Genomic DNA, 20,134 nt, shown 5'->3' on the forward strand with positions numbered 1-20,134 from the left:
CTGGCGGCCCGCCCCCGGGGCCCGGCCCGCGCGGCGCGGCACCGCCGCACGACCGGGACGGCCGGGGGCTCCCGACCGACGGCACGCCTCCGCTCGCGGGCCGCGCCGGAGCGCCGCCCCCGGCGCTCGGCGGTCACGGTGAGGGCACGGGCCGCTCGGGCGGCGGCCGGCGGGTGCTCCTGGTCGTCGTCGCGGTGCTCCTGGTCGCCGCGGCCGCGGCCGCGGCGCTGTACCTCACGGGGGTGCTCGGCACGGGGTCCACGGAGCCGCAGCAACCCGCCCCGCAGGGGCTGGTCCTCCGCCACCCGTCCGGCTGACCCCGGGAGGTCGACATGGTGCCGGGTGGGGTTCTCCCCCGCCGGAGCGGGGGGATCACGGTCGGGTCGGCACCAGCGCGCCGGGGTCCACCGCGGACGACGCTGGTGCTCACCAGCAGGAACGACCCGCAGGAGCCCGCCATGAGCGCCACCGTCACCCCCAGCACCGTCCTCGGCACCGACGTGACCGGCCCGGTCAGCCCGCGCGACCGCGCGGTGCTCGCCGCCGTCGCCGCCGGCCGCGCCGAGGTCCGCGCCGGCGCGCTGCTCATCGACGGCCGCTACAGCGCCGACCAGTTCGCCCTCGCGCGGCTGGCCCGCGCGGGTCTGCTGACCCCCGGCACCGCGCGGCTGACCGCCACCGGCACCCGCGTCCTGCAGCCCGCCTGACCCGCGCTCCCGACCACGACCGCACCCAGCCCGGAGGACCCCGTGACCACGACGCTCGAGCGACTCGGCACCGCGGCGTCGGCCGGTGCGCGCTGTCTGTTCCTCTCCCCGCACCTCGACGACGCCGTGCTCTCCTGCGGCGCGCTCATGCGCTCGCTGGCACCGCGCAGCGAGATCCACGTCGTCACGGTGTTCACCGAGATCACCGACGGCCCCCACACCCGCGCCGCGCGCTCGTTCCTGCGCCAGTGCGGGCACGCCGACGCGACCGCGCTCTTCGCCGCGCGCCGCGACGAGGACCGCGCGGTCCTCGACGGGATGGGGGTGACGCACGAGCACCTCGGCGTGGCCGACGCGCTCTTCCGCCGGCGCACCGTCCCGCGCCCGATCGCGGGCCCCGTCGCCCGGCTGGGCCGCGTGCTGCCCGAGGTCGACCACCGCTACCCGACGTTCCGCTTCGACATCGCGCTCGGCCGGATCTCCCGCGGCGACCGCGGCCTGGCCGCGCAGCTCGCCGGGCGCCTCGAGACGACCCTCGACGGCGCCGACCTCGTGTTCGCGCCGCTGGGCGTCGGCCGCCACGTGGACCACCTGCTGACGCGCGCGCTGGGCGCCACGCGACCCGACCGCGTCGTCTTCTACTCGGACTTCCCCTACGACCAGGTGCACGCCCCCGACGAGGCCTTCGTCCGCCGCCACGGGCTGCGTGCCTGGCACCACGCCGACGGCGTCGTGGAGAAGGCCGACCTCATCCGCGGCTACGGCACCCAGGCCGACGCGCTCTTCCCGTCGGGCGTCATCCCGGCCGCCCCCGAGACCTACTTCGCCTGATCCTCCCCGCGCTTCGGCAGGCGGGCCATCACGGCCTCGGCGGCGCGCCGGGCCGTCCGGTCGGCCGCCGACACCGGCAGCCGCTCGATCGCGAGCGCCTCGTAGTGCACGGGCACGGCGCCGAAGCTGTTCTTGAACCGCTCGATCGCGGAACCGGGCGCCGACTCCCCCATGTGGAACCACTCGCGGCCGGCCGCGCAGGCCACCTCGATCGCCGTGGACTCCAACAGGTAGCCCGCGGCGGTCTCGTTGCTCAGCTTCGCGTTCATCGCCGCGAGCCAGCCGAAGCTGTGTGCCCCGTGGTCGAGCACCGCGAGCACCGACACCGGCTCCCCGGCGCGATGAGCGGTCCACATCCGGCACATGTCGCCCATCGACCGCACCACCGACCGGAGGTGCCCGGCCCGGTCCTGCAGCCTCGCGTGCAGCCGCGCGACGGGCAGCGGGCGGCCCATGGCCTGGGCCCATCGGTCGATCGAGAGGGCGTAGAGGTCGGCGAACACGTCGACGGCCGGCCCGGCCTCGGCGCCGACGTACTCGCGCACGTCGAGCCCGGCCGCGGTGGCCTTCTTCAACGACCGGTGGGCCTGCCGGCGGTAGCGCTTCCCGGAGACCTCGGCGAAGCCGCCGGTCAGCTCGACGCTCTGGGAGTAGTACGGCGTGCGCTGCACGGGCACGCCGAGCCCGTCCGCGGCGGCCGTCCAGGCCGCGCCCGTCATCGGCATCGGCACCAGCGACGTGCGCGCCACGGGACGGCGGGCGAGGTCGGCGAGCACGATCGCCGCGTCCTGCTCGGTGACCGGGCCGTCGGTGCTCAGCGCGCCGCCGTAGACCCAGCCATAGGGCCAGGACTCCTCGGCGACGCGCACCCCCGCCCACTGCCGCCCCGAGAGCGGCAGCACGAGCGAGCGCCCGTCGGGCAGCTCGTAGAGGCGGCTGGCGTCGACGCGCCCGCGACGGGCCGCGAGGGTGTCGGCCCACTGCGGCGACTGCGTCGCGACCGCGTGCGGGTCGGCGGCGAAGGCCTTCGCCCACACGTCCCGCGGGGCGGGGCTCGTGACGCGGACGCCGGCGAGCTCGGGCGCGGGCGCGGGGCTCACGGCGCGCTCCGCACGGTGGTCCGCCGCTCCACGGGCGCCGCGGCGCGCCGGGCCGGGCGCCGCACCCAGAAGCTGTTGTAGGGCGTGATCTTCTCCAGGAACGTCCAGCCGTCGCGCTCGAGGCGGTCGACGATGCTGGTCTCGACGAAGTCCTCGACGAGCAGCAGCACCTCGGCGGCGCCCTCGAGCGCGGCCGTGGCGCCCGCGAGGACGGCGGCCTCGTGGCCCTCGACGTCCAGCTTGAGCACGAGCACGTCGGATGCGTCGGTGCCGGTGGCGGCGAGCTCGGCGTCGAGGGTGCTCACGGTGACCCGCTCGCGGACGCTGCCCTCGACGAGGTCGTGGTTGAGCCCGCTGCCGCCGGGCTCGGCCGGGTCGAACTGCAGCTCGGCCTCGGTCACCGACCCGTCGCCCAGGGCCACCGGGCGGAGCTCGACGAGGTCGCCGATGCCGTTGGCCTCGACGTTGCGCGCGACCAGCTCCTGCGACGAGCTGGCCGGCTCGAAGGCGAGGATCCGCAGGTCGCCGGCGTCGCGCAGGCGGTTGGCGACGGCGACCGAGTAGGTGCCGACGTCGGCGCCCACGTCGGCGAAGACGACCCGGCGCCCGGCGAGCAGCCGCTCGCGCATCATCGCGAGCAGGCGGTCGAGGTCGTCGCGCTCGAAGGCGGGCGACACGCACGCGGCGTCGATGGTGCCGGGACGGATGTGGAACTCGCCGAACACGGTGCTCACGTGGTCGAGGTGCAGCCAGCGCAGCGGGACGGTCGGGCGGCCCGTGGCCCGGCACAGCGAGTACACGACCTCGTAGGCGAACAGCCGCGCCCGCGGCCGGCGCACGTCGCGCCACAGCCCGAGGGTCTTGTGGCCGATGTAGCGGCGGGTGAAGCGCCGCCGGGCGCGGTCGTCGAAGCGGAAGCGGGATCGCTGGGCGGGGATCGACGGGCTCTCGGACACGGGCGGGACACCTTCCGGACGGGACGCGGCGAGTGCGTCGGTGAGGATCGCGAGCTGGGTCGCGGCGAGGGCGTCCCAGTCGAAGGCGCGCGCGAACGCGCGGCCGGCGACGCCGGCGGCGGCCAGCGTCGGGGTGGCGTCGGGGGCCATGAGCTCGACGAGCCGGGCGGCGAGGGCGTCGCCGTCGAAGGCCGGGACGGTCCAGCCGACGCCGGGCGGCACGACCTCGCGCAGGCACGGGATGTCGAACGCCAGCACCGGCGTGCCGGCGGCCAGCGCCTCGACGGCGACGAGGCCGAACGTCTCGTGCCGCGAGGGGACGACGACGAGGCGGGCGTCGGCGAGCAGGGCCACCTTCTCCGCGCCGGCGGTCCAGCCGACGAACCGGATGCGGTCGTCGACGCCGAGGCGGGCGGCGTACCGCCGCACCCGCGGCTCCTCCGGGCCGCCGCCGGCGACGACGAGGTCGCCCTCGACCTCCCCGCAGACTGCGGCCCAGGCGTCGAGCAGCAGGTCGAGGCCCTTGCCCTGCAGCTCGAGGCGGCCGAGGAACACGACGTCGCGCCCGACGCGGGGCCGGGGCTCGAACAGCGCGGGCTCGACGCCGTTGCCGACGACGTCGACGCGCGCGGCGGGGTTCATCGCCCGCAGCTGCTCGGCCGTGCCCTCGGACACGGCGATCAGCCGGTCGTGGCTGCGGGCGCCGAAGCGCTCGACGCGGTGCAGGGGCAGGCGGTACTGGCGGGACTTGTCGCGGGCGTGCAGCCACTGCACGAGCCCGACGGTCGGTCGGCCGGTCCAGCGCGGCGCGGCCATCGACGAGAACGGGGCGAAGAAGTCCTCGACCACGACGTCGGCGTCCCGGCGGTGGCGGCGCACCGCGAGCGGCAGGCCGGCGACGTAGCCGAGCAGGCGGGTCAGGCGGTTGGTGCCGCGGCGCACGCCGACCGCCGGGCCGACGGGCACGTAGCGCACCCCGTCGACGACGGCCTCGCGGGCGCCCGGGTACGTCGCGGTGAGGACGGTGACGCGGTGGCCGGCCGCGGCGAGGCGGCGGTCGATCTCGTGGGTGCGCCGGGAGCCGCCGCCGGCGCCGGGCTGGTGGGGGTGCTCGAAGCCGAGGTGGAGCACGTGCAGGGCGTCGGCCGCACGCTGTGGCTCTACGTGACTCATGACGACCCCTGAGACTCGGACTCACCCGACCGAGCGAGCCTTTGACGGACGATCACACCAGCGACGACCACCGAGAGCAACCATGCGACCGGGTGGGAGTGGGCGAGCGCCAGGACACCGGTGAGCACCGCGGCGGCCCCGGCCTCGATCGCGGTCTCCCGCGCGGTGCCGGCCAGGTAGGGCGCGGCGGCCGCGACCATCACCGCGCCGGCGGCGAGGGCCCCCAGCGCCCCGCCGACCGCGAGCCCGTCGACGCCGGCCATCTCCCAGCCGCCGAGCAGCCCGGCGGCCTGGAACACGGTGGCCGCCGCGAGGGCGGGCCGGTTGCGGCGGTGGGCGCGCACCGCGGAGAGCACGGTGGCGAGCACGGTCACCACGGCGAAGCCCAGGCCCGAGAGGGCCAGCCAGGGCAGCAGCACCAGCGAGTCGGCGTAGCGGGCCGGCAGAACGAGCAGCACGAGGGCCGGGGGCGCGGTGGCCAGGACCGCGGTCACCGGCAGCACGATCCGGCGGAAGGCCGCGAGCGCGGGGCGCAGGACGGCGCGGGCGCCGGCGAGGGTCGTGCCGCGCAGCAGGGGGAAGGTGACGAGGACGGTGCCGCCGGCGACGTAGATCGGCGCCTTGGCCAGGGTCGCGAGGGCCTGGAAGCCGGCCTCGGTCGGGGTGCCGGAGCCGAGCGCGGCGACGAGCACGACGTCCGCGCCGACCACCGAGGCGACGATGAGCTGGACCAGCGCGATGTCGCCGGTCTCGGCCCAGCGGGCCCGCTCCCGCAGGACGCAGGGGCGCCAGGTCAGGTCGCGGCGGATCGAGGCGGTGCCGGCGACGACGAGCACCGCGACGACGCCGACGGCGAAGCCGTGCACCGCCCCCGGGGCGCCGGCGCCGAGGAGCACGGTGGCGACGGAGAAGCCGAGCCGGCCCGCGACCTGGGCGATGGTCGCCGCGACGTAGCGGCGGAACCGCAGCTCGCCCTGCAGGAACCCGAGCACCGGGGCGACGACGAACATCCCGGCGGCGGCGACCGCCACCGCGACCACCATCGGCGCCGGCGCGAAGCCCGCGGCCACGGCGCCGGTGACGACGGCGGCGAGCACGCCGCTGCCCGCGGTGAGCAGGGCGGCGAACGCGATGCCCTGGCGGCGCGGCTCGCTGCCCGCGCCGTGGGCCCGCACGGTGTGCACGAGCGGCAGCGGGGCGAGCGAGCCGGCGACGATCCCGGCGATGCCGACGAGCATCTGGCCCGCGGCGTACGCGGTGTACTCGGCGGGGGCGAGCAGGTGGGCCATGAGGACGGTGCAGGCGTAGGACAGCACGCCGACCGCCGCCGAGCAGGCGGAGAGCAGGACGCTGTGGCGCGTCACGTCGCGGTCCTCGACCGCGACGGCCGGGCCGGTCTCCGGGGGTTCCAGCGTCGTGGTCATGGCGGTCTCCGTCTCGGGGGTTCCGGGTGGTGCGGGGCCTCATCGGTGCTGCTCACGAGCCTGCCGCCGGGCGGCGGCCCGTCCGAGGGGGTGCGCCCTGCACCCGGGTGGGGAAGGCCCTACCCCTGCTCGTCACCGCTGTCCGTCACCCACGGGTCGCGACGGCGGCGGGTTCGACCGCGCGGCGGCGGGCCGGGCCCGCGAGCAGGTCGCGGCGCTCGGCGATCCGCAGCTCGACCGGCGCGAGGCCCAGGCGGTCCAGCACCGCCAGCGCGTCGACCTCGTCGCAGCCGACGAGCAGGACCGCGAGCTCGTCCCCCTCCTCGACGACCTGGTCGGTGCTGCGCAGGGCGGCCCGGACGGCGCCGGCGTCGACCCCGCGGAGGCGGACGACCGTGGCCAGGTCGCTGCGCGCGGTGCGGTCGGCCCGCTCCCGCGCCCGGCCGTCGGCCATCTCGGCGAGGACGACGCCGGCCAGCAGGTCGGCGCTGCGGTCCCAGGAGAACGACCCGGCCCAGCGGCGGCAGGCGGCCTCGACGGCGGCGGCGTGGTCGTCGTCGGCGAGCTCGCCCAGGGCGGTCACGAGCGCGTCGGGCAGCTCGGCGGCCGAGCCCACGAGGCGCCCGGTGACGCCGTCGACGACCGAGTCGCGGATGCCCGCGGCGTCGAGCGCGACGGTGGGCAGGCCGTGGCCCGCCGCCTCGATGACCGAGCAGCCCCACCCCTCGGCGTCCGAGGTCGAGGTGGTGAGCCAGGCCCGCCCGAGGATCTCGTCGCGGACGGCGTCGGGCTGGAAGCCGTGCAGCGTCACCGTGCGCTCGAGGCCGAGCTCGGCGACCAGCGCGGTGAGCGCCGCGCGCTCGGGCCCGTCGCCCACGACGTCGACGCGCAGGCGCGGCACCCGGCGGGCGACCTCGGCGACCGCGCGCAGCAGCACGTCGACGCGCTTGTGGGGCACGAGGCGGGTGACCAGGGCGATCGTCGGGTCGACGTCGCGCGGGGTGGTCGGGGCGGCCGGCGCGGCCGCCCCGTTCGGGACGATCGCGATCGGGCCGGGGAAGCCCAGCCGGCGGCGCAGCTCCTGGCGGGTCGACGGCGACACCGCGGCGATCCGGCGGGTCCCGTGGACGCGGCGGGCGACGCGGCCCTCGAGGAGGCGCCCGACGGCGGCGACCGGGGCCGGGAAGCGGGTGGCGAACTGGTCCTGGTGGACGTGGTGGACGACGCCGACCACCGGCACGTCGCCGGCGAAGGCCGGGGCGAAGAACGGGATGCCGTTCTGGCAGTCGACGATCGCGTCGAACTCGCGGCCCCGGCGGGCCAGGCGGGCGGCCACGTGGGCGTAGAGGGAGAGCTCGCCGCCGCAGCGCTCGATCTCGATCCCGTCGATGACCTCGTGGGCGGCCAGGCCCTCGGGGCGGGCGCAGAACCAGGTGACGCGGACGCCGGCGGCGACCCAGCGGCGCGCGATCCGGTGCATGTACTGCTCGGCGCCGCCGGCCTGCGGGTGGCGCACGTCGCGCCAGTTGAGGACGAGGACGTGGTGGCCGGCGAGACGCTCGACCAGGGGGGTGGCGGTGCTGGTCATGGCGGCCTCCTCGGGCTGTCGGGTTCTCTGACCTGCACCGATGAGCTTGCCGCGGTGCCGGCACCGGACCGATGGGGTGCGCCCGACGGCGGGGTGGGGAGAACCCCACCTCTCGTCGCCCGGGTCCTCGGTCAGGCGCCGCGCAGCGACAGCACCGCGCGGAAGCTGGGGATGCCGTCGCGGATCGGGTGGAAGGTCGAGCGGGCGTCGTCGGTCCACGTCACGGGCACCTCGACGATCGAGGCCCCGGTCTGCTGGACGCGGCGCAGCAGCTCGACGTCGAAGGCGAACCCGTCGAGGCGGCACTCGCGGATCGCGGCCGCGGCGACCTCGCGGGTGAAGAACTTGAAGCCGCACTGCGAGTCGTGCACGCCGGGCACCACCGAGCGGCTCAGCGCGCGGAAGGCGGCGCCGCCGAGCCGGCGGCCCAGCGGCTGCGGCTCGGCGAAGCTGGCCCCGGGGGCGTGCCGGGAGGCGATGACGGCGCCGGCGCCGGTGGCGAGGTGGAACATCGCTGCGGTGAGCGTCTCGACCGGGGTGGAGAGGTCGGCGTCGAAGAACCCGACGACCCGCGCCGAGCTCGTCGCGAGCCCGCGGCGCACGGCGGCGCCCTTGCCGGGGCGGGTGCACCCGATGACCTCGATCGGCACCGACGGGTCGAGCCGGGCGGCGACCGCGCGGACCACGCCGGCGGTGTCGTCGACGCTGCCGTTGTCGACCACGACGATCCGCGCGTCCCAGGGCTGGGCGGCGAGGAACGCGACGGTGCGCTCGAGGGTCGCCGGGATGCGGGCCGCCTCGTTGTAGGCCGGGATGATGACCTCGAGGTCGGCGGCGGGACGGGTCGGGGTGGTCGAGGTCGTGGTCGAGGTCATGGCCGGCTCCTGCGCTCTGCCGCCCGGGGCGGGCGGTCGGGGTGACGGCATCGAGCGTCGCCGCGCGCGGCCCCGGCCAGGAGGGAGCCGGCCCCCGGCCCCGAGGGGCGCACCCTGCTCCTGCGGGTGGGGTTCTCCCCTCCCCCGCGTCACCGTCCGTGCGATCGCGGCCGCGCGGTTTACCGACGGGTCGCCGTCGGGAACGTCGCCGCGTGCTCCAGCAGGTGCCCGCCCCCGCGCCGGGGTGCCCGAAGCGGATGGTGTTCGGCCCGTGCGGCGGCGTGCGCAGCGACGGGTCGTGCGAGCTCGACGACGCGCTGTGCTGTCCGTGGTGCGACGCCGCCGACCCGGTCGGGGTGCGCCGCTGGCCCGCTCCCCCGCCGGAGACGGTGAACCCGGTCCACGCGCCCGTGGTGCTCACGGACCTGTCGGTGCCGCCGTACGACCTGCCGACCATGCGGGGCATCCTCGGGCTGCTCGCGCCGGTGTCCGACGGCCTGCTCGTGGGCGAGCACCACCACCGCCCGGACTTCCCGCCCACCATGGTCGCGGCGGAGATCCTCGACGCCGGCGGCGGCCCGTGGATCACGCTGACCTGCCGCGACCGCAACCGGGTCGTGCTCGAGCAGGAGCTCGCGGGCCTCGCCGCGCTCGGCGTCGACGGGGTCCTGTGCGTCACCGGCGACGGGCGCGGGCAGGACGTGCGCCCCGAGGTGACGCAGGTCTTCGACCTCGACAGCACCCGCCTGGCCCACCTCGCCGCGTCCGCGGGCGTGACCACCGCCGTCGCCGTCGCCCCCGCCGCCCCGCCCGCGGACGTCCGCCCGGCCGCCCTCGCCGAGAAGCAGCGGGCCGGCGCGACGCTGGCCGTGGCCAACCACGTCGGCTCCCCCGCTGCGCTCGCCGCGTTCCTCGAGGCCGCCCGCGCGGCCGGGGCGGACCTGCCCGTCGTCGCGGGCGTGGCCGTCTACACCGACGAGCGCTCGGCCGCCGTCCTCGCCGCCTTCCCCGGCCTGGCGATGGACACCGAGGCCGTCGCGGCGGTCCTCGCCGACCCCGACCCCGTCGAGGCCGGCATCACGGCGGCCGTCGCGGAGGCCGAGGCGCTGCTCGCCGTGCCGGGCGTCGTCGGGGTCAACCTGTCGGGGCTCGCCTCATCGCGGGGCTGGCGGGCGGGCGCCGAGGTCAAGGCCGAGGTCGCCGCCCGGCTCGCGGAGTACCGGGCGTGAGCGCGGCCGAGGAGGAGCCGGATTCCGCGATGGAGGCGGAGTTCGACACCGTGGCCGCGTGGACCGAGGAGGCCGTCCGGGCGCTCGGTCCCGGCCACGCGATCCCCGCCGCGTGCCGGGGCAGCGGGTCTCCCGCCGACCTCGCCTGGCTGGCCCGCGGCCTCGACCTCCGCGGCGGCGAGACCTTCCTCGACGCCGGGGCGGGCCTCGGGGGCCCGGCGGCGTGGCTCGCCGAGCACGTCGCCGACCGCTGGCACGGCCGGCCCGTGCTCACCGAGCCGATGGTGCACGCGGCCGCCTCGTCACGGCGGCTGTTCGGGTTCCCGACGGTCGCGGCGGTCACCGAGGCGCTCCCGATCGCCACGGCGAGCGTCGACGTCGCCTGGTCGCTCGGCGTCCTGTGCGTCACGCGCTCGCGCCCGGAGATGCTCGCGGAGCTGCGCCGCGTCCTGCGCCCCGGCGGCCGGCTGGGCCTGCTGGTGCTCCAGCGGGGCGACGCGCCCCTGCCCGAGCAGCCCGAGGGCAACGACTTCCCGACCCGCGAGGAGCTCGACGCCCTGCTGCCCGACGCCGGGTTCACGGTCGTCGACGAGATCGACGCCGCCCGCCTCCCGGCCGCGCCGCCCGGGTGGGGCGAGCGGGCCGACCGCGTGGAGGAGCACCTGCGCCGCCACCACGGCGACCACCCCGCCTGGCGCGCCGCGCAGGCCCAGAAGCAGGTGATGGGGCGGCTGCTCGGCGAGCGGTGGGTCACCACACGTCTCCTGCGGGCGGTGCGGCACGGAGCGGAGCGGAGCTGACGCCTGCGATACCGCGCTGACGTCCGCTCCGGGCCGCGCGTAGTACCGCTGCGGCAGGCGGCTCGCCCGTCCGGGCGACCCACGGGTGGGGGGACCATCCGCCGCGGAATCGGTTCAGCTCGGCGCGGCCCCCGCGCCCGCCGCTCGCCCGGGCGACCCCGGACGTCTTCACTGGGGTGGAGCCGGACGCTCCGGGTGCCGCATCCGTGGCGCCGCCGTCCGGCCCCGGGAGGAGTCCACGTGACCTACGACGCGGTCAGTGCCTACACGGTGCTGTTCGGCGACGGCGAGGCGCCGGCCACGGTCAGCGTGCACGGCTCGGCCGAGGAGGCCTGGGGCGCGCTGGACGTGCTGGTGCGCGGCCGGTCCCGTCGCTGGCGCGCCCGTCCCGGGGCCGTCGACGAGCACCGCGTCACCGAGCTCGCCGAGCGCTGGCGCGCCGCCGACCCCGAGCGCCGGTACTGGCAGGTCGCCCCGCACCGCCTGCGCGTGACCGTCCCGGCCATCGCCGACCGCACGACCCTCCGCCCCGCCTGACCCCCTTCTCGGCAGCGAACGGGCGGTTCGCTGCGTCTACGCGCGCGAACTCCCCGTTCGCCGCGCAGTCGTAGGGATCTCCCCACCCCGACGCAGGGCGCACCCACCCGACGGGCGCCCGCGTCCCGACGACGCTCGTGGACACGCCGGGCACCGGGCCCGGCGCCGGGACACGGGGGTGGGTCGTGGGCACGTCCTCGCTGCGCCGCCACCTCCGCGAGCTGCACGCCGCGCTGCGGGTGCTCGTCTGCGTGCTCGTGACCCTACTGCTCGCCTCCGTGCGGACCGGGCGGCCGGACGAGGAGCACGGGACGCCCGTGGCGTCGGCGCGGACCCTGGTCGTGCTGGTACACGGCTTCGGGGCCGGCTCCGACTGCTGGGACGCGGTCGCCGGCGGGCTCGGCGGACCGGCCGTCGCCGTCGTGCGCCACCGCTACCGGTGGACCCGGCGCGTCGACGGGCTCGGCGCCGAGCTGGCCGACCGCGTCCTCGACCTCGCCGCGCACAGCGGGGCGCGCACCGTCACGCTCGTCGGGCACAGCCTCGGCGGCGTGGTCGTCGCCGCGGCCCTCGCGGACCCGCGGCTCGCCGGCGTCGTCACCCACGTCGTCACCGTTGCCGCGCCCCTGCACGGCACCGGCTGGGCGCGCCTCTTCCCCGTCGGCGCCGTGCGCGACCTGCGGCGGGGCCGGCTCCCGGACACGGCGCCCGTCCCCTGGACGACCCTCGCCTCCCGGACCGACGCCGTCGTCACCCCTGCGGCGGCGACGACCAGCGGCGCCGACGCCGTCCTGCTCGACGGCGTCGGCCACTGCGGCCTGCTGCGCGACCCGCGCGTCGTCGCCCGGATCGCGGAGCTCGCCGCGCCGACGGACGCCCTCGCCCTCGCCGCCTAGATCAACGGGGACTTCCGACGCCTAGAAGCAGCGAACCGCCCGTTCGCTGCACCACAGGGGGCGCGCCTAGGCCAGGGCGCGGTCGGTGGGGTTGATCGGGCGCGGGAGGACGTCGCGACCGGTGAGGTACGCGTCGACCCCGGCGGCGGCGGAGCGGCCCTCGGCGATCGCCCAGACGATCAGCGACTGCCCCCGCCCGGCGTCGCCCGCGGCGAAGACCCCGGGCACCGTGCACTGGTAGTCGTCGCCGCGCCGGACGTTGCCGCGGTCGTCGTACTCCACGCCGAGGTCGTCGAGCAGGCCCGCCTTCTGTGGCCCGAGGAAGCCCATGGCGAGGAACACCAGGTCGGCGGGGATCTCCCGCTCGCTGTCCTCGACGGGCTGGAACTTCCCGCCCACGCGCTCGACGTCGACGAGGCGCAGCGCGCGCAGGTTGCCGTGCTCGTCGCCCAGGAACTCCTCGGTGTTGACCGAGAAGAGGCGCTCGCCGCCCTCCTCGTGCGCCGAGGACACCCGGAAGATCATCGGGTAGGTCGGCCACGGGTTCACCGACGGCCGCTCCGACGGCGGGACGGGCATGATCTCGAGCTGGGTGACCGACGCGGCGCCCTGCCGGTGGGCGGTGCCCACGCAGTCGGCGCCGGTGTCGCCACCGCCGATCACGACGACGTGCTTGCCCTCGGCGTCGATGACGGAGCGCTCGTAGTCGCCCTGCTGGACCTTGTTCGACGGCGGCAGGTACTCCATCGCCTGGTGGATCCCGTGCAGCTCGCGGCCGGTGATCGGCAGGTCGCGCCAGGCCGTGGCGCCGACGGCGAGGACGACGGCGTCGTAGGACTCCCGCAGCTTCTCGACGCTGAGGTCGGTCTCGACCGGGCCGCCCACCTCGACGCCCGCGAAGAAGCGCGTCCCCTCGGCGACCATCTGCTCGAGACGGCGGTCGAGGCGCTTCTTCTCCATCTTGAACTCGGGGATGCCGTAGCGGAGCAGCCCGCCGATGCGGTCGGCCCGCTCGTAGACGGTGACGTCGTGGCCGGCGCGGGTGAGCTGCTGGGCGGCGGCGAGCCCCGACGGGCCGGACCCGACGACGGCGACCGACTTCCCGGTCCTCGCCTCCGCGATCACCGGCTTGACGAAGCCCTCGTCCCAGGCCCGGTCGATGATCTCGATCTCGACCTGCTTGATCGTCACCGGGTCGGAGTTGATCCCGAGCACGCACGCCGCCTCGCACGGCGCGGGGCACAGCGTCCCGGTGAACTCCGGGAAGTTGTTGGTCGCGTGCAGGCGCTCGATGGCCTCGGCCCAGTCGTCGCGCCAGACCAGGTCGTTCCACTCGGGGATCATGTTCCCGAGCGGGCAGCCCTGGTGGCAGAACGGGATGCCGCAGTCCATGCAGCGCCCCGCCTGCTTGCGCAGCGTGGCCGGGTTGAGCTCTTCGTAGACCTCGTGCCAGTCCTTGATGCGGATGTCGACCGGTCGGCGGCGCGGGAGCTCCCGGCCGGTGGTCATGAATCCCCGGGGGTCAGCCACGAGCCGCCTCCATGATCGCTTCGTTGACGTCCCGCCCGTTGCGCTCGGCGTCGGCGGTGGCCTGCAGGACCCGCTTGAAGTCGGTGGGCATCACCTTGGTGAAGCGGGGCACCGCGGCGTCCCAGTCGGTGAGCAGGTCGTGCGCGACGGCCGAGTCGGTGGCCGCGTAGTGCTTCTCCACCAGCGAGCGCAGCTCGTCGACGTCGTCGGGCCCGACGACCTCGAGCTCGACCATCTGGTGGTTCACCCGGCCCTCGGACAGGTCGAGCACGTAGGCGATGCCGCCGGACATGCCGGCCGCGAAGTTGCGCCCGGTCGGGCCGAGGATCACCGCGCGCCCACCGGTCATGTACTCGCAGCCGTGGTCGCCGACGCCCTCGACGACGGCGACGGCCCCGCTGTTGCGCACGCAGAAGCGCTCGCCGACCTTGCCGCGCAGGAACGCCTCGCCGGCCGTCGCCCCGTAGAGGATGACGTTGCCGGCGACGATGTTCTGCTCGGCGACGAACGGCGCCTGCGGGTGCGGGCGCACCGAGAGCCGGCCGCCCGAGAGGCCCTTGCCGAAGTAGTCGTTGGTGTCGCCGATCAGCCGCATCGTCACGCCGCGCGGCAGGAAGGCGCCGAACGACTGCCCGCCCGAGCCGGTCAGGGTGATGTCGATGGTGTCGTCGGGCAGGCCCTGCCCGCCCCAGCGCCGGGTCACCTCGGAGCCCAGCATCGTGCCGACGGTGCGGTTGACGTTGCGCACGGGCAGCTCGAGGCGCACCGGCGTGCCGTCGGCGATCGCGCCCTCGGCGAGCTGGATCAGCGTGTGGTCCAGCGCCTTGGACAGGCCGTGGTCCTGCTCCTTGGTCTGGTGCAGCGCCTGCTCGGCGAACGTCGCCGGCGGGACCGTGCGGTGCAGGATCGCCGAGAGGTCCAGCCCCTCGGCCTTCCAGTGCGACTCCGCGGCGCGGGTGTCGAGGACCTCGGTGTGCCCGATGGCCTCCTCGATCGACCGGAAGCCCAGCGCCGCGAGGTGCTCCCGCACCTCCTGGGCGATGAACTCCATGAACGCCACGACGTACTCGGCCTTGCCGTCGAACTTCTGGCGCAGCACCGGGTTCTGGGTCGCAACGCCGACCGGGCAGGTGTCCAGGTGGCAGACGCGCATCATGATGCAGCCCGACACCACCAGCGGCGCGGTCGCGAAGCCGAACTCCTCGGCCCCGAGCAGCGCGGCGATGACGACGTCGCGGCCCGTCTTGAGCTGACCGTCGGTCTGCACGACGATCCGGTCGCGCAGCCCGTTGGCGATCAGCGTCTGCTGGGTCTCGGCCAGGCCGAGCTCCCACGGGCCGCCCGCGTGCTTGATCGAGGACAGCGGCGACGCGCCGGTCCCGCCGTCGTGCCCGGAGATGAGCACGACGTCGGCGTGCGCCTTCGACACCCCCGCCGCGACCGTGCCCACGCCGACCTGCGAGACGAGCTTGACGTGCACGCGCGCCCGCGGGTTGGCGTTCTTGAGGTCGTGGATGAGCTGGGCGATGTCCTCGATCGAGTAGATGTCGTGGTGCGGCGGCGGCGAGATCAGGCCGACGCCCGGGGTGGAGAACCGCGTCTTCGCGATCCACGGGTAGACCTTGTGGCCGGGCAGCTGCCCGCCCTCGCCGGGCTTCGCGCCCTGCGCGATCTTGATCTGGATGTCGTCGGAGTTGACGAGGTACTCGCTGGTCACCCCGAAGCGCCCGGACGCGACCTGCTTGACCGCCGAGCGGCGCGAGTCGCCGCTCGGGTCGCGGGTGAAGCGGCCCGGGTCCTCGCCGCCCTCGCCGGTGTTGGAGCGCCCGCCGAGGCGGTTCATGGCGATGGCCAGGACCTCGTGCATCTCCTGCGAGATCGACCCGTAGGAGATGGCGCCGGTGTTGAAGCGCTTGACGATCTCGGAGACCGGCTCGACCTCGTCGATCGGGACCGGGCTGCGCTCGTCGGTGTGGAAGCCGAACAGCCCGCGCAGCGTCAGCAGCGACGAGCTCTGCTCGTCGACGGCGCGGGTGTACTCCTTGAACGTGTCGTAGTTCTGCGTCCGCGTGGAGTGCTGCAGCTTGAACACCGTGTGCGGGTTGAAGACGTGCAGCTCGCCCTCGCGGCGCCACTGGTACTCGCCGCCGACGGCGAGCTCGCGGTGGTCGGGCCGCACGCCGTCGGCCGGCCAGGCCTGGCGGTGGCGGATCGCCACCTCCTCGGCGAGCACGTCGAAGCCGACGCCGCCGAGGCGCGAGGTGGTGCCGGCGAAGCACTCGTCGACGACCTCGGCGCCCAGGCCGATGGCCTCGAACACCTGCGCGCCCATGTAGGACGCGACCGTCGAGATGCCCATCTTGCTCATCACCTTGCGCACGCCCTTGGCCAGCGCCTCGACCACGTTGCGGGTCGCGGTGCCGGACGTGACGCCGGTGATGACGCCGCGGTCGATGAGGTCGTCCACCGAGTCGAGCGCGAGGTACGGGTTCACCGCGCTGGCGCCGTAGCCCAGCAGCAGCGAGACGTGGTGGGTCTCGCGGACGTCGCCGGCCTCGACGACGAGGTCGACGCGGGTGCGCGTCTTCTCCCGCACGAGGTGGTGGTGCACCGCGCCGGTGAGCAGCAGCGACGGGATGGGCGCGTGGTCGGCGTCGGAGTGCCGGTCGGTCAGGATGATCACGCGGGCGCCGTCCGCGACGGCCCGCGAGACCTCCGTGTGGATCTCGGCCAGCCGGGCGCGCAGGGCGTCCCCGCCGCCGGCCACGTCGTAGAGCCCGGAGACGAGGTACGGCGCGAAGCCGGGCATGTCGCCGTCGTCGTTGATGCCCGCGATCTGGGCGAGCTCGTCGTCGTCGATCACCGGCAGCGGCAGCACGACGCGACGGCACGACGCCGGCGAGGCGTCGAGCAGGTTGGTCTCCGACCCGAGCTGCACCTGCAGCGAGGTGACCAGCTCCTCGCGGTAGGCGTCCAGCGGCGGGTTGGTGACCTGCGCGAACAGCTGGGTGAAGTAGTCGAACAGCAGCCGGCTGCGGGACGAGAACGGCGCGAGCGGCGCGTCGTTGCCCATCGAGCCGGTGGCCTCCGCCCCGCTCTGCGCCATCGGGCGCAGCAGCAGCGAGACCTCCTCGCCCGTGTAGCCGAAGGTCTGCTGGCGGCGCACCAGGACCTGGCGGTCGAACTTGTCGCGCTCGCGCGACGGCAGGTCCGCGAGCTCGACCATGCCGGCGTGCAGCCACTCGTCGTAGGGGTGCTCGGCGGCGAGCTCGCCCTTGATCTCGTCGTCGTCGACGATGCGGCGACCGACGGTGTCGACGAGGAACATGCGGCCGGGCTCGAGGCGGCCCTTGCGCACCACCGTGGCGGGGTCGATGTCGAGCACGCCGACCTCGGAGCCGAGCACGACCAGGCCGTCCTCGGTGACCCAGTAGCGCGCGGGGCGCAGGCCGTTGCGGTCGAGCACCGCGCCGATCACCGAGCCGTCGGTGAACGCCGCGAGCGCCGGGCCGTCCCAGGCCTCCATGAGCGTGGAGTGGTAGCGGTAGAACGCGCGGCGGGCCGGGTCCATCTCGGCGTGGTTCTCCCACGCCTCGGGGATCATCATCAGCACGGCGTGCGGCAGCGAGCGCCCGCCGAGGTGCAGCAGCTCGAGCACCTCGTCGAAGCTCGCGGAGTCGCTGGCGTCGGGCGTGACGATCGGGAAGAGGCGGTCGAGCTCGTGGGACCCGAACGCCCCGGTGGCGAGCATCGACTCGCGGGCCCGCATCCAGTTGCGGTTGCCGCGCAGGGTGTTGATCTCGCCGTTGTGGGCGAGGTAGCGGTACGGGTGCGCCAGGCTCCACGCCGGGAAGGTGTTGGTGGAGAAGCGGCTGTGCACCAGCGCGATCGAGCTGGTGGTGCGCTCGTCGGCGAGGTCGGCGAAGAACGGCTCGAGCTGCTCCTCGGCGAGCATGCCCTTGTAGACGACGGTGCGGCCGGACAGGCTCGGGAAGTAGGTCTCGACGCCGGCCTCGCGGGTCTCGTGCTCCACCCGCTTGCGCACGGCGAAGGCGAGGCGCTCGAGCGTCAGGACGATGCCCGCGTCGTCGTCCCCCGCGTTCGGCGTGTCGACCACGTGGTCGACCTCCGCCGGCAGGCCCAGGAAGAGCTGGCGGAAGCGCGGCATGACCTCGCGGGCGGTGGTGCCGATGCCGGCGCGGTCGGGGTCGACCGGCAGGTCGCGCCAGTGCAGGACCTCGAGGCCCTCCTCGGACGCGACGCGCGCGACGATCTCCTCGACCCGCCCCTGCTCGTCGTCCCACGGCAGGAAGGCGTTGCCGACCGCGTACCGGCCGGCCGGGGGCAGCTCGACGCCCGCCTCGGCCAGCAGCGGCCGGTAGAGACCGTCCGGGACCTGCAGCAGGATCCCCGCGCCGTCACCGGTTTCGGGCTCGGCGCCGCGGGCACCCCGGTGCTCGAGGTTGATCAGCGCGGTGAGGCCGCGGCTGACCGTGCGGTGGTCACGACGGCCCGCGATGTCGGCGACGAAGGCGACGCCACAGGCGTCGTGGTCGAACGCCGGGTCGTAGAGGCCCTCGCGCGGACGGCTGGCCTCCGCGGCGCGGTTCCACGTGGTCCCGCGTCCGGACTGACGGGTCTCGGCCACGTTGCCCCTCCGATCTTCCGTGCAGGTGGTGGTCCGCCGGGGTCCGGCGTGGTGGTCGTGGGGCCGGGGAGCTCGGCCGGTGGCCGAGCGATCACCCGGGAGACGGCCCGGCGTTCCGGTCGTGCCGCCCAGGGGTGGACGGCCGGAGGGGCAACCTGACGTTAACCTCCCCCGCCGGGCGAGCGCACCGTGTCGACGGCGGCCGAAAGAGTGCTGATCGCCACGTGGCGGAACCCGGCCGGGCGACGCTGCGCGACCGGGGCGTGGAGAGGGGGTGCGGCTCAGCGCCGCGACCGTCTGTCGGCCGCGCTGTAGGGGTCGCGACCGGGCCACGCGGCCGCCGCTCCGTGGCGCCGCCGGGCATCACCGGCCGCGACCTGGTCCCCCGACGGGCGTGACGCCCACATGACCGATCCCGACACGCCGACAGTCTGGACGACGACACACCGTGCAGCCAAGGGCTCCTACTACGCGGTACGTCGGGACGGGTCCCGACGGGTGAGGTGTCCGCCCGCGCCGAGCGGGTATCCGGACGCTGCATCGAACGCGTGTTCGAGCGCTCCCGACCCCTCTCTCGACCCCGTGGAGTTCCCGTGACCGAGCAGGCCCCCGACCCGCACGCCGTCAAGTCCCCGGGCGGCGACACGTCCGCCGAGAAGGACAACAGCGCCTGGGTCACCGGCGACGAGCCGATGACAGGTCCCCAGGCCAGCTACCTCGAGACCCTGGCGCACCAGGCCGGCGAGGAGCCGCCGACGGAGCTGACCAAGGCCCAGGCCTCCGACGAGATCGAGCGCCTCCAGGGTGCCGTGACGCCCTCGGACGGCTCCGGCGACGGCTCCGGCGACGCCTCCGGCGCCCCGGACCTCTCCCGGCAGGAGCGCCCGACCGACCAGTGGGTCACCGGCGACGAGCCGATGACCGGCCCCCAGGCCAGCTACCTCGAGACGCTCGCCCAGCAGGCCGGCGTGGAGCCGCCGACGGGGCTGAACAAGTCGGAGGCGTCGCGGGCGATCGACGAGCTGCGGCAGAAGGCGAGCCACCCGCGCAGCGCAGCGGAGCCGGGTCGGACACGGTGAGAAGGATCTGGCCGACGGGGGGCGGCGAGGACCTCGACCGCGAGGCCCTCGCCGACCTCTACGCGCACCCGCCGGGGTGCGTGCGCGTCAACTTCGTCGCCAGCGCCGACGGGGCCGTCGCGGTCGACGGTGTGTCCGGGGGTCTCGAGGCCCCCGGGGACAAGGAGGTCTTCGGGCTGCTGCGCGAGCTCGCCGACGTCGTCCTCGTCGGCTCCGGCACCGCCCGTGCCGAGGGCTACCGCGGCGCGCGCACCTCGCCCGACCGCGAGGAGCGCCGCCGGGCCCGCGGGCAGGCCCCCGTGCCGCCGATCGCGGTCGTCAGCACCCACGGCGAGCTCGACCCGGCGTCCGGGCTGTTCACCGACACCACCGTGGCGCCCCTCGTGCTCACCGCGGCCGTGGGCGCCGAGGGCGCCCGCGAGGCCCTCGGCGGCACGGGAGCCGAGGTCGTCCCCGTCAGCGGCGAGGACCCGGGCGCCACCGACCCGGACGCGATCGTCGCGGCGCTCGCCGCCCGCGGCCTGACGCGCGTGCTCTGCGAGGGCGGCCCGGCGCTGTTCGGGGCGCTGCTGGCCGCCGACCGCGTCGACGAGCTGTGCCTGAGCCTCGCCCCGCAACTGGTCGGCGGTGGGCCCGGGCGCATCGTCACCGGGCCGTCGCCGGACGTCCCCCGGCAGCTCGGCCTGGCGTCGGTGGTGGCCCACGGCGACGGGCTGATGCTCCGTTATCGGCGCGCGTGACGAGGGCCACTCGTCATTTCG

At 75.8% G+C, this 20,134-nt stretch carries 15 protein-coding genes and 1 pseudogene; 9 read left to right on the forward strand and 7 right to left on the reverse strand.

Annotated elements, in window-relative coordinates; all coding sequences use genetic code 11:
• From ABD994_RS17925 to ABD994_RS17935, 3 genes and pseudogenes are all read left to right on the forward strand, one after another.
• Nucleotides 1–317: pseudogene (locus tag ABD994_RS17925) on the forward strand (hypothetical protein); the annotation flags it as partial.
• Between the two features lie 141 nt (nt 318–458).
• The gene (locus ABD994_RS17930; protein ID WP_345417813.1) at nt 459–707 is read left to right on the forward strand and encodes a hypothetical protein; all 249 of its coding nucleotides are present in this window, start codon (nt 459–461) and stop codon (nt 705–707) included.
• A 42-nt stretch (nt 708–749) separates the two neighbouring features.
• Entirely contained in the window at nt 750–1,538 is a 789-nt protein-coding gene (locus ABD994_RS17935; protein ID WP_345417816.1) for a PIG-L family deacetylase, read from the forward strand.
• Here ABD994_RS17935 and ABD994_RS17940 read toward each other — a convergent pair.
• The 5 genes from ABD994_RS17940 to ABD994_RS17960 all read right to left on the reverse strand — a co-directional run bounded on the left by ABD994_RS17940 (nt 1,526) and on the right by ABD994_RS17960 (nt 8,654).
• Entirely contained in the window at nt 1,526–2,638 is a 1,113-nt protein-coding gene (locus ABD994_RS17940; protein ID WP_345417819.1) for a GNAT family N-acetyltransferase, read from the reverse strand. The two genes, ABD994_RS17935 and ABD994_RS17940, sit on opposite strands and share 13 nt — an antisense overlap.
• Nucleotides 2,635–4,767: an FkbM family methyltransferase gene (locus tag ABD994_RS17945; protein ID WP_345417821.1), complete on the reverse strand. Its 2,133-nt coding sequence runs from the start codon at nt 4,765–4,767 to the stop codon at nt 2,635–2,637. Before ABD994_RS17945 ends, ABD994_RS17940 begins: the two co-directional genes overlap by 4 nt.
• Entirely contained in the window at nt 4,764–6,191 is a 1,428-nt protein-coding gene (locus tag ABD994_RS17950) for a lipopolysaccharide biosynthesis protein (RefSeq protein WP_345417824.1), read from the reverse strand. The genes ABD994_RS17945 and ABD994_RS17950 overlap by 4 nt, the downstream gene beginning before the upstream one ends.
• A gap of 145 nt (nt 6,192–6,336) precedes the next feature.
• On the reverse strand, nt 6,337–7,779 hold the full coding sequence (locus tag ABD994_RS17955; RefSeq protein WP_345417827.1) for a glycosyltransferase family 4 protein: 1,443 nt from the start codon (nt 7,777–7,779) through the stop codon (nt 6,337–6,339).
• A gap of 131 nt (nt 7,780–7,910) precedes the next feature.
• A complete protein-coding gene (locus ABD994_RS17960; RefSeq protein ID WP_345417830.1) occupies nt 7,911–8,654 on the reverse strand; it encodes a glycosyltransferase in 744 nt (247 codons plus the stop codon).
• Between the two features lie 212 nt (nt 8,655–8,866).
• Here ABD994_RS17960 and ABD994_RS17965 point away from each other — a divergent pair, with 212 nt between their 5' ends.
• The 4 genes from ABD994_RS17965 to ABD994_RS17980 all read left to right on the forward strand — a co-directional run bounded on the left by ABD994_RS17965 (nt 8,867) and on the right by ABD994_RS17980 (nt 12,116).
• Entirely contained in the window at nt 8,867–9,883 is a 1,017-nt protein-coding gene (locus tag ABD994_RS17965; RefSeq protein ID WP_345417833.1) for a methylenetetrahydrofolate reductase C-terminal domain-containing protein, read from the forward strand.
• Nucleotides 9,880–10,683, forward strand: a complete 804-nt coding sequence (locus ABD994_RS17970) for a class I SAM-dependent methyltransferase (protein ID WP_345417836.1) — start codon at nt 9,880–9,882, stop codon at nt 10,681–10,683. Before ABD994_RS17965 ends, ABD994_RS17970 begins: the two co-directional genes overlap by 4 nt.
• Nucleotides 10,684–10,923: 240 nt before the next feature.
• On the forward strand, nt 10,924–11,220 hold the full coding sequence (locus ABD994_RS17975; protein WP_345417839.1) for a hypothetical protein: 297 nt from the start codon (nt 10,924–10,926) through the stop codon (nt 11,218–11,220).
• A gap of 185 nt (nt 11,221–11,405) precedes the next feature.
• A complete protein-coding gene (locus ABD994_RS17980) occupies nt 11,406–12,116 on the forward strand; it encodes an alpha/beta fold hydrolase (protein WP_345417842.1) in 711 nt (236 codons plus the stop codon).
• Between the two features lie 66 nt (nt 12,117–12,182).
• Here ABD994_RS17980 and ABD994_RS17985 read toward each other — a convergent pair whose 3' ends face one another.
• A complete protein-coding gene (locus tag ABD994_RS17985; RefSeq protein ID WP_345417845.1) occupies nt 12,183–13,646 on the reverse strand; it encodes a glutamate synthase subunit beta in 1,464 nt (487 codons plus the stop codon).
• Nucleotides 13,639–18,294, reverse strand: a complete 4,656-nt coding sequence (gltB, locus tag ABD994_RS17990; protein ID WP_345417848.1) for a glutamate synthase large subunit — start codon at nt 18,292–18,294, stop codon at nt 13,639–13,641. The genes ABD994_RS17985 and gltB overlap by 8 nt, the downstream gene beginning before the upstream one ends.
• 593 nt (nt 18,295–18,887) lie before the next feature.
• On the opposite strand from gltB, the gene ABD994_RS31695 reads away from it, so the two are divergent.
• Together ABD994_RS31695 and ABD994_RS18005 are read left to right on the forward strand one after the other, a co-directional pair.
• Complete coding sequence (locus ABD994_RS31695; RefSeq protein WP_425550079.1) at nt 18,888–19,373, forward strand: DUF3072 domain-containing protein; 486 nt, start codon at nt 18,888–18,890, stop codon at nt 19,371–19,373.
• Nucleotides 19,370–20,113, forward strand: coding sequence for a pyrimidine reductase family protein (locus ABD994_RS18005; RefSeq protein ID WP_345417851.1), 744 nt, complete (start codon nt 19,370–19,372; stop codon nt 20,111–20,113). The genes ABD994_RS31695 and ABD994_RS18005 overlap by 4 nt, the downstream gene beginning before the upstream one ends.
• The last annotated feature ends 21 nt before the right edge of the window (nt 20,114–20,134 follow it).

Source organism: Actinomycetospora chlora (assembly GCF_039542135.1).
GTDB lineage: Bacteria > Actinomycetota > Actinomycetes > Mycobacteriales > Pseudonocardiaceae > Actinomycetospora > Actinomycetospora chlora.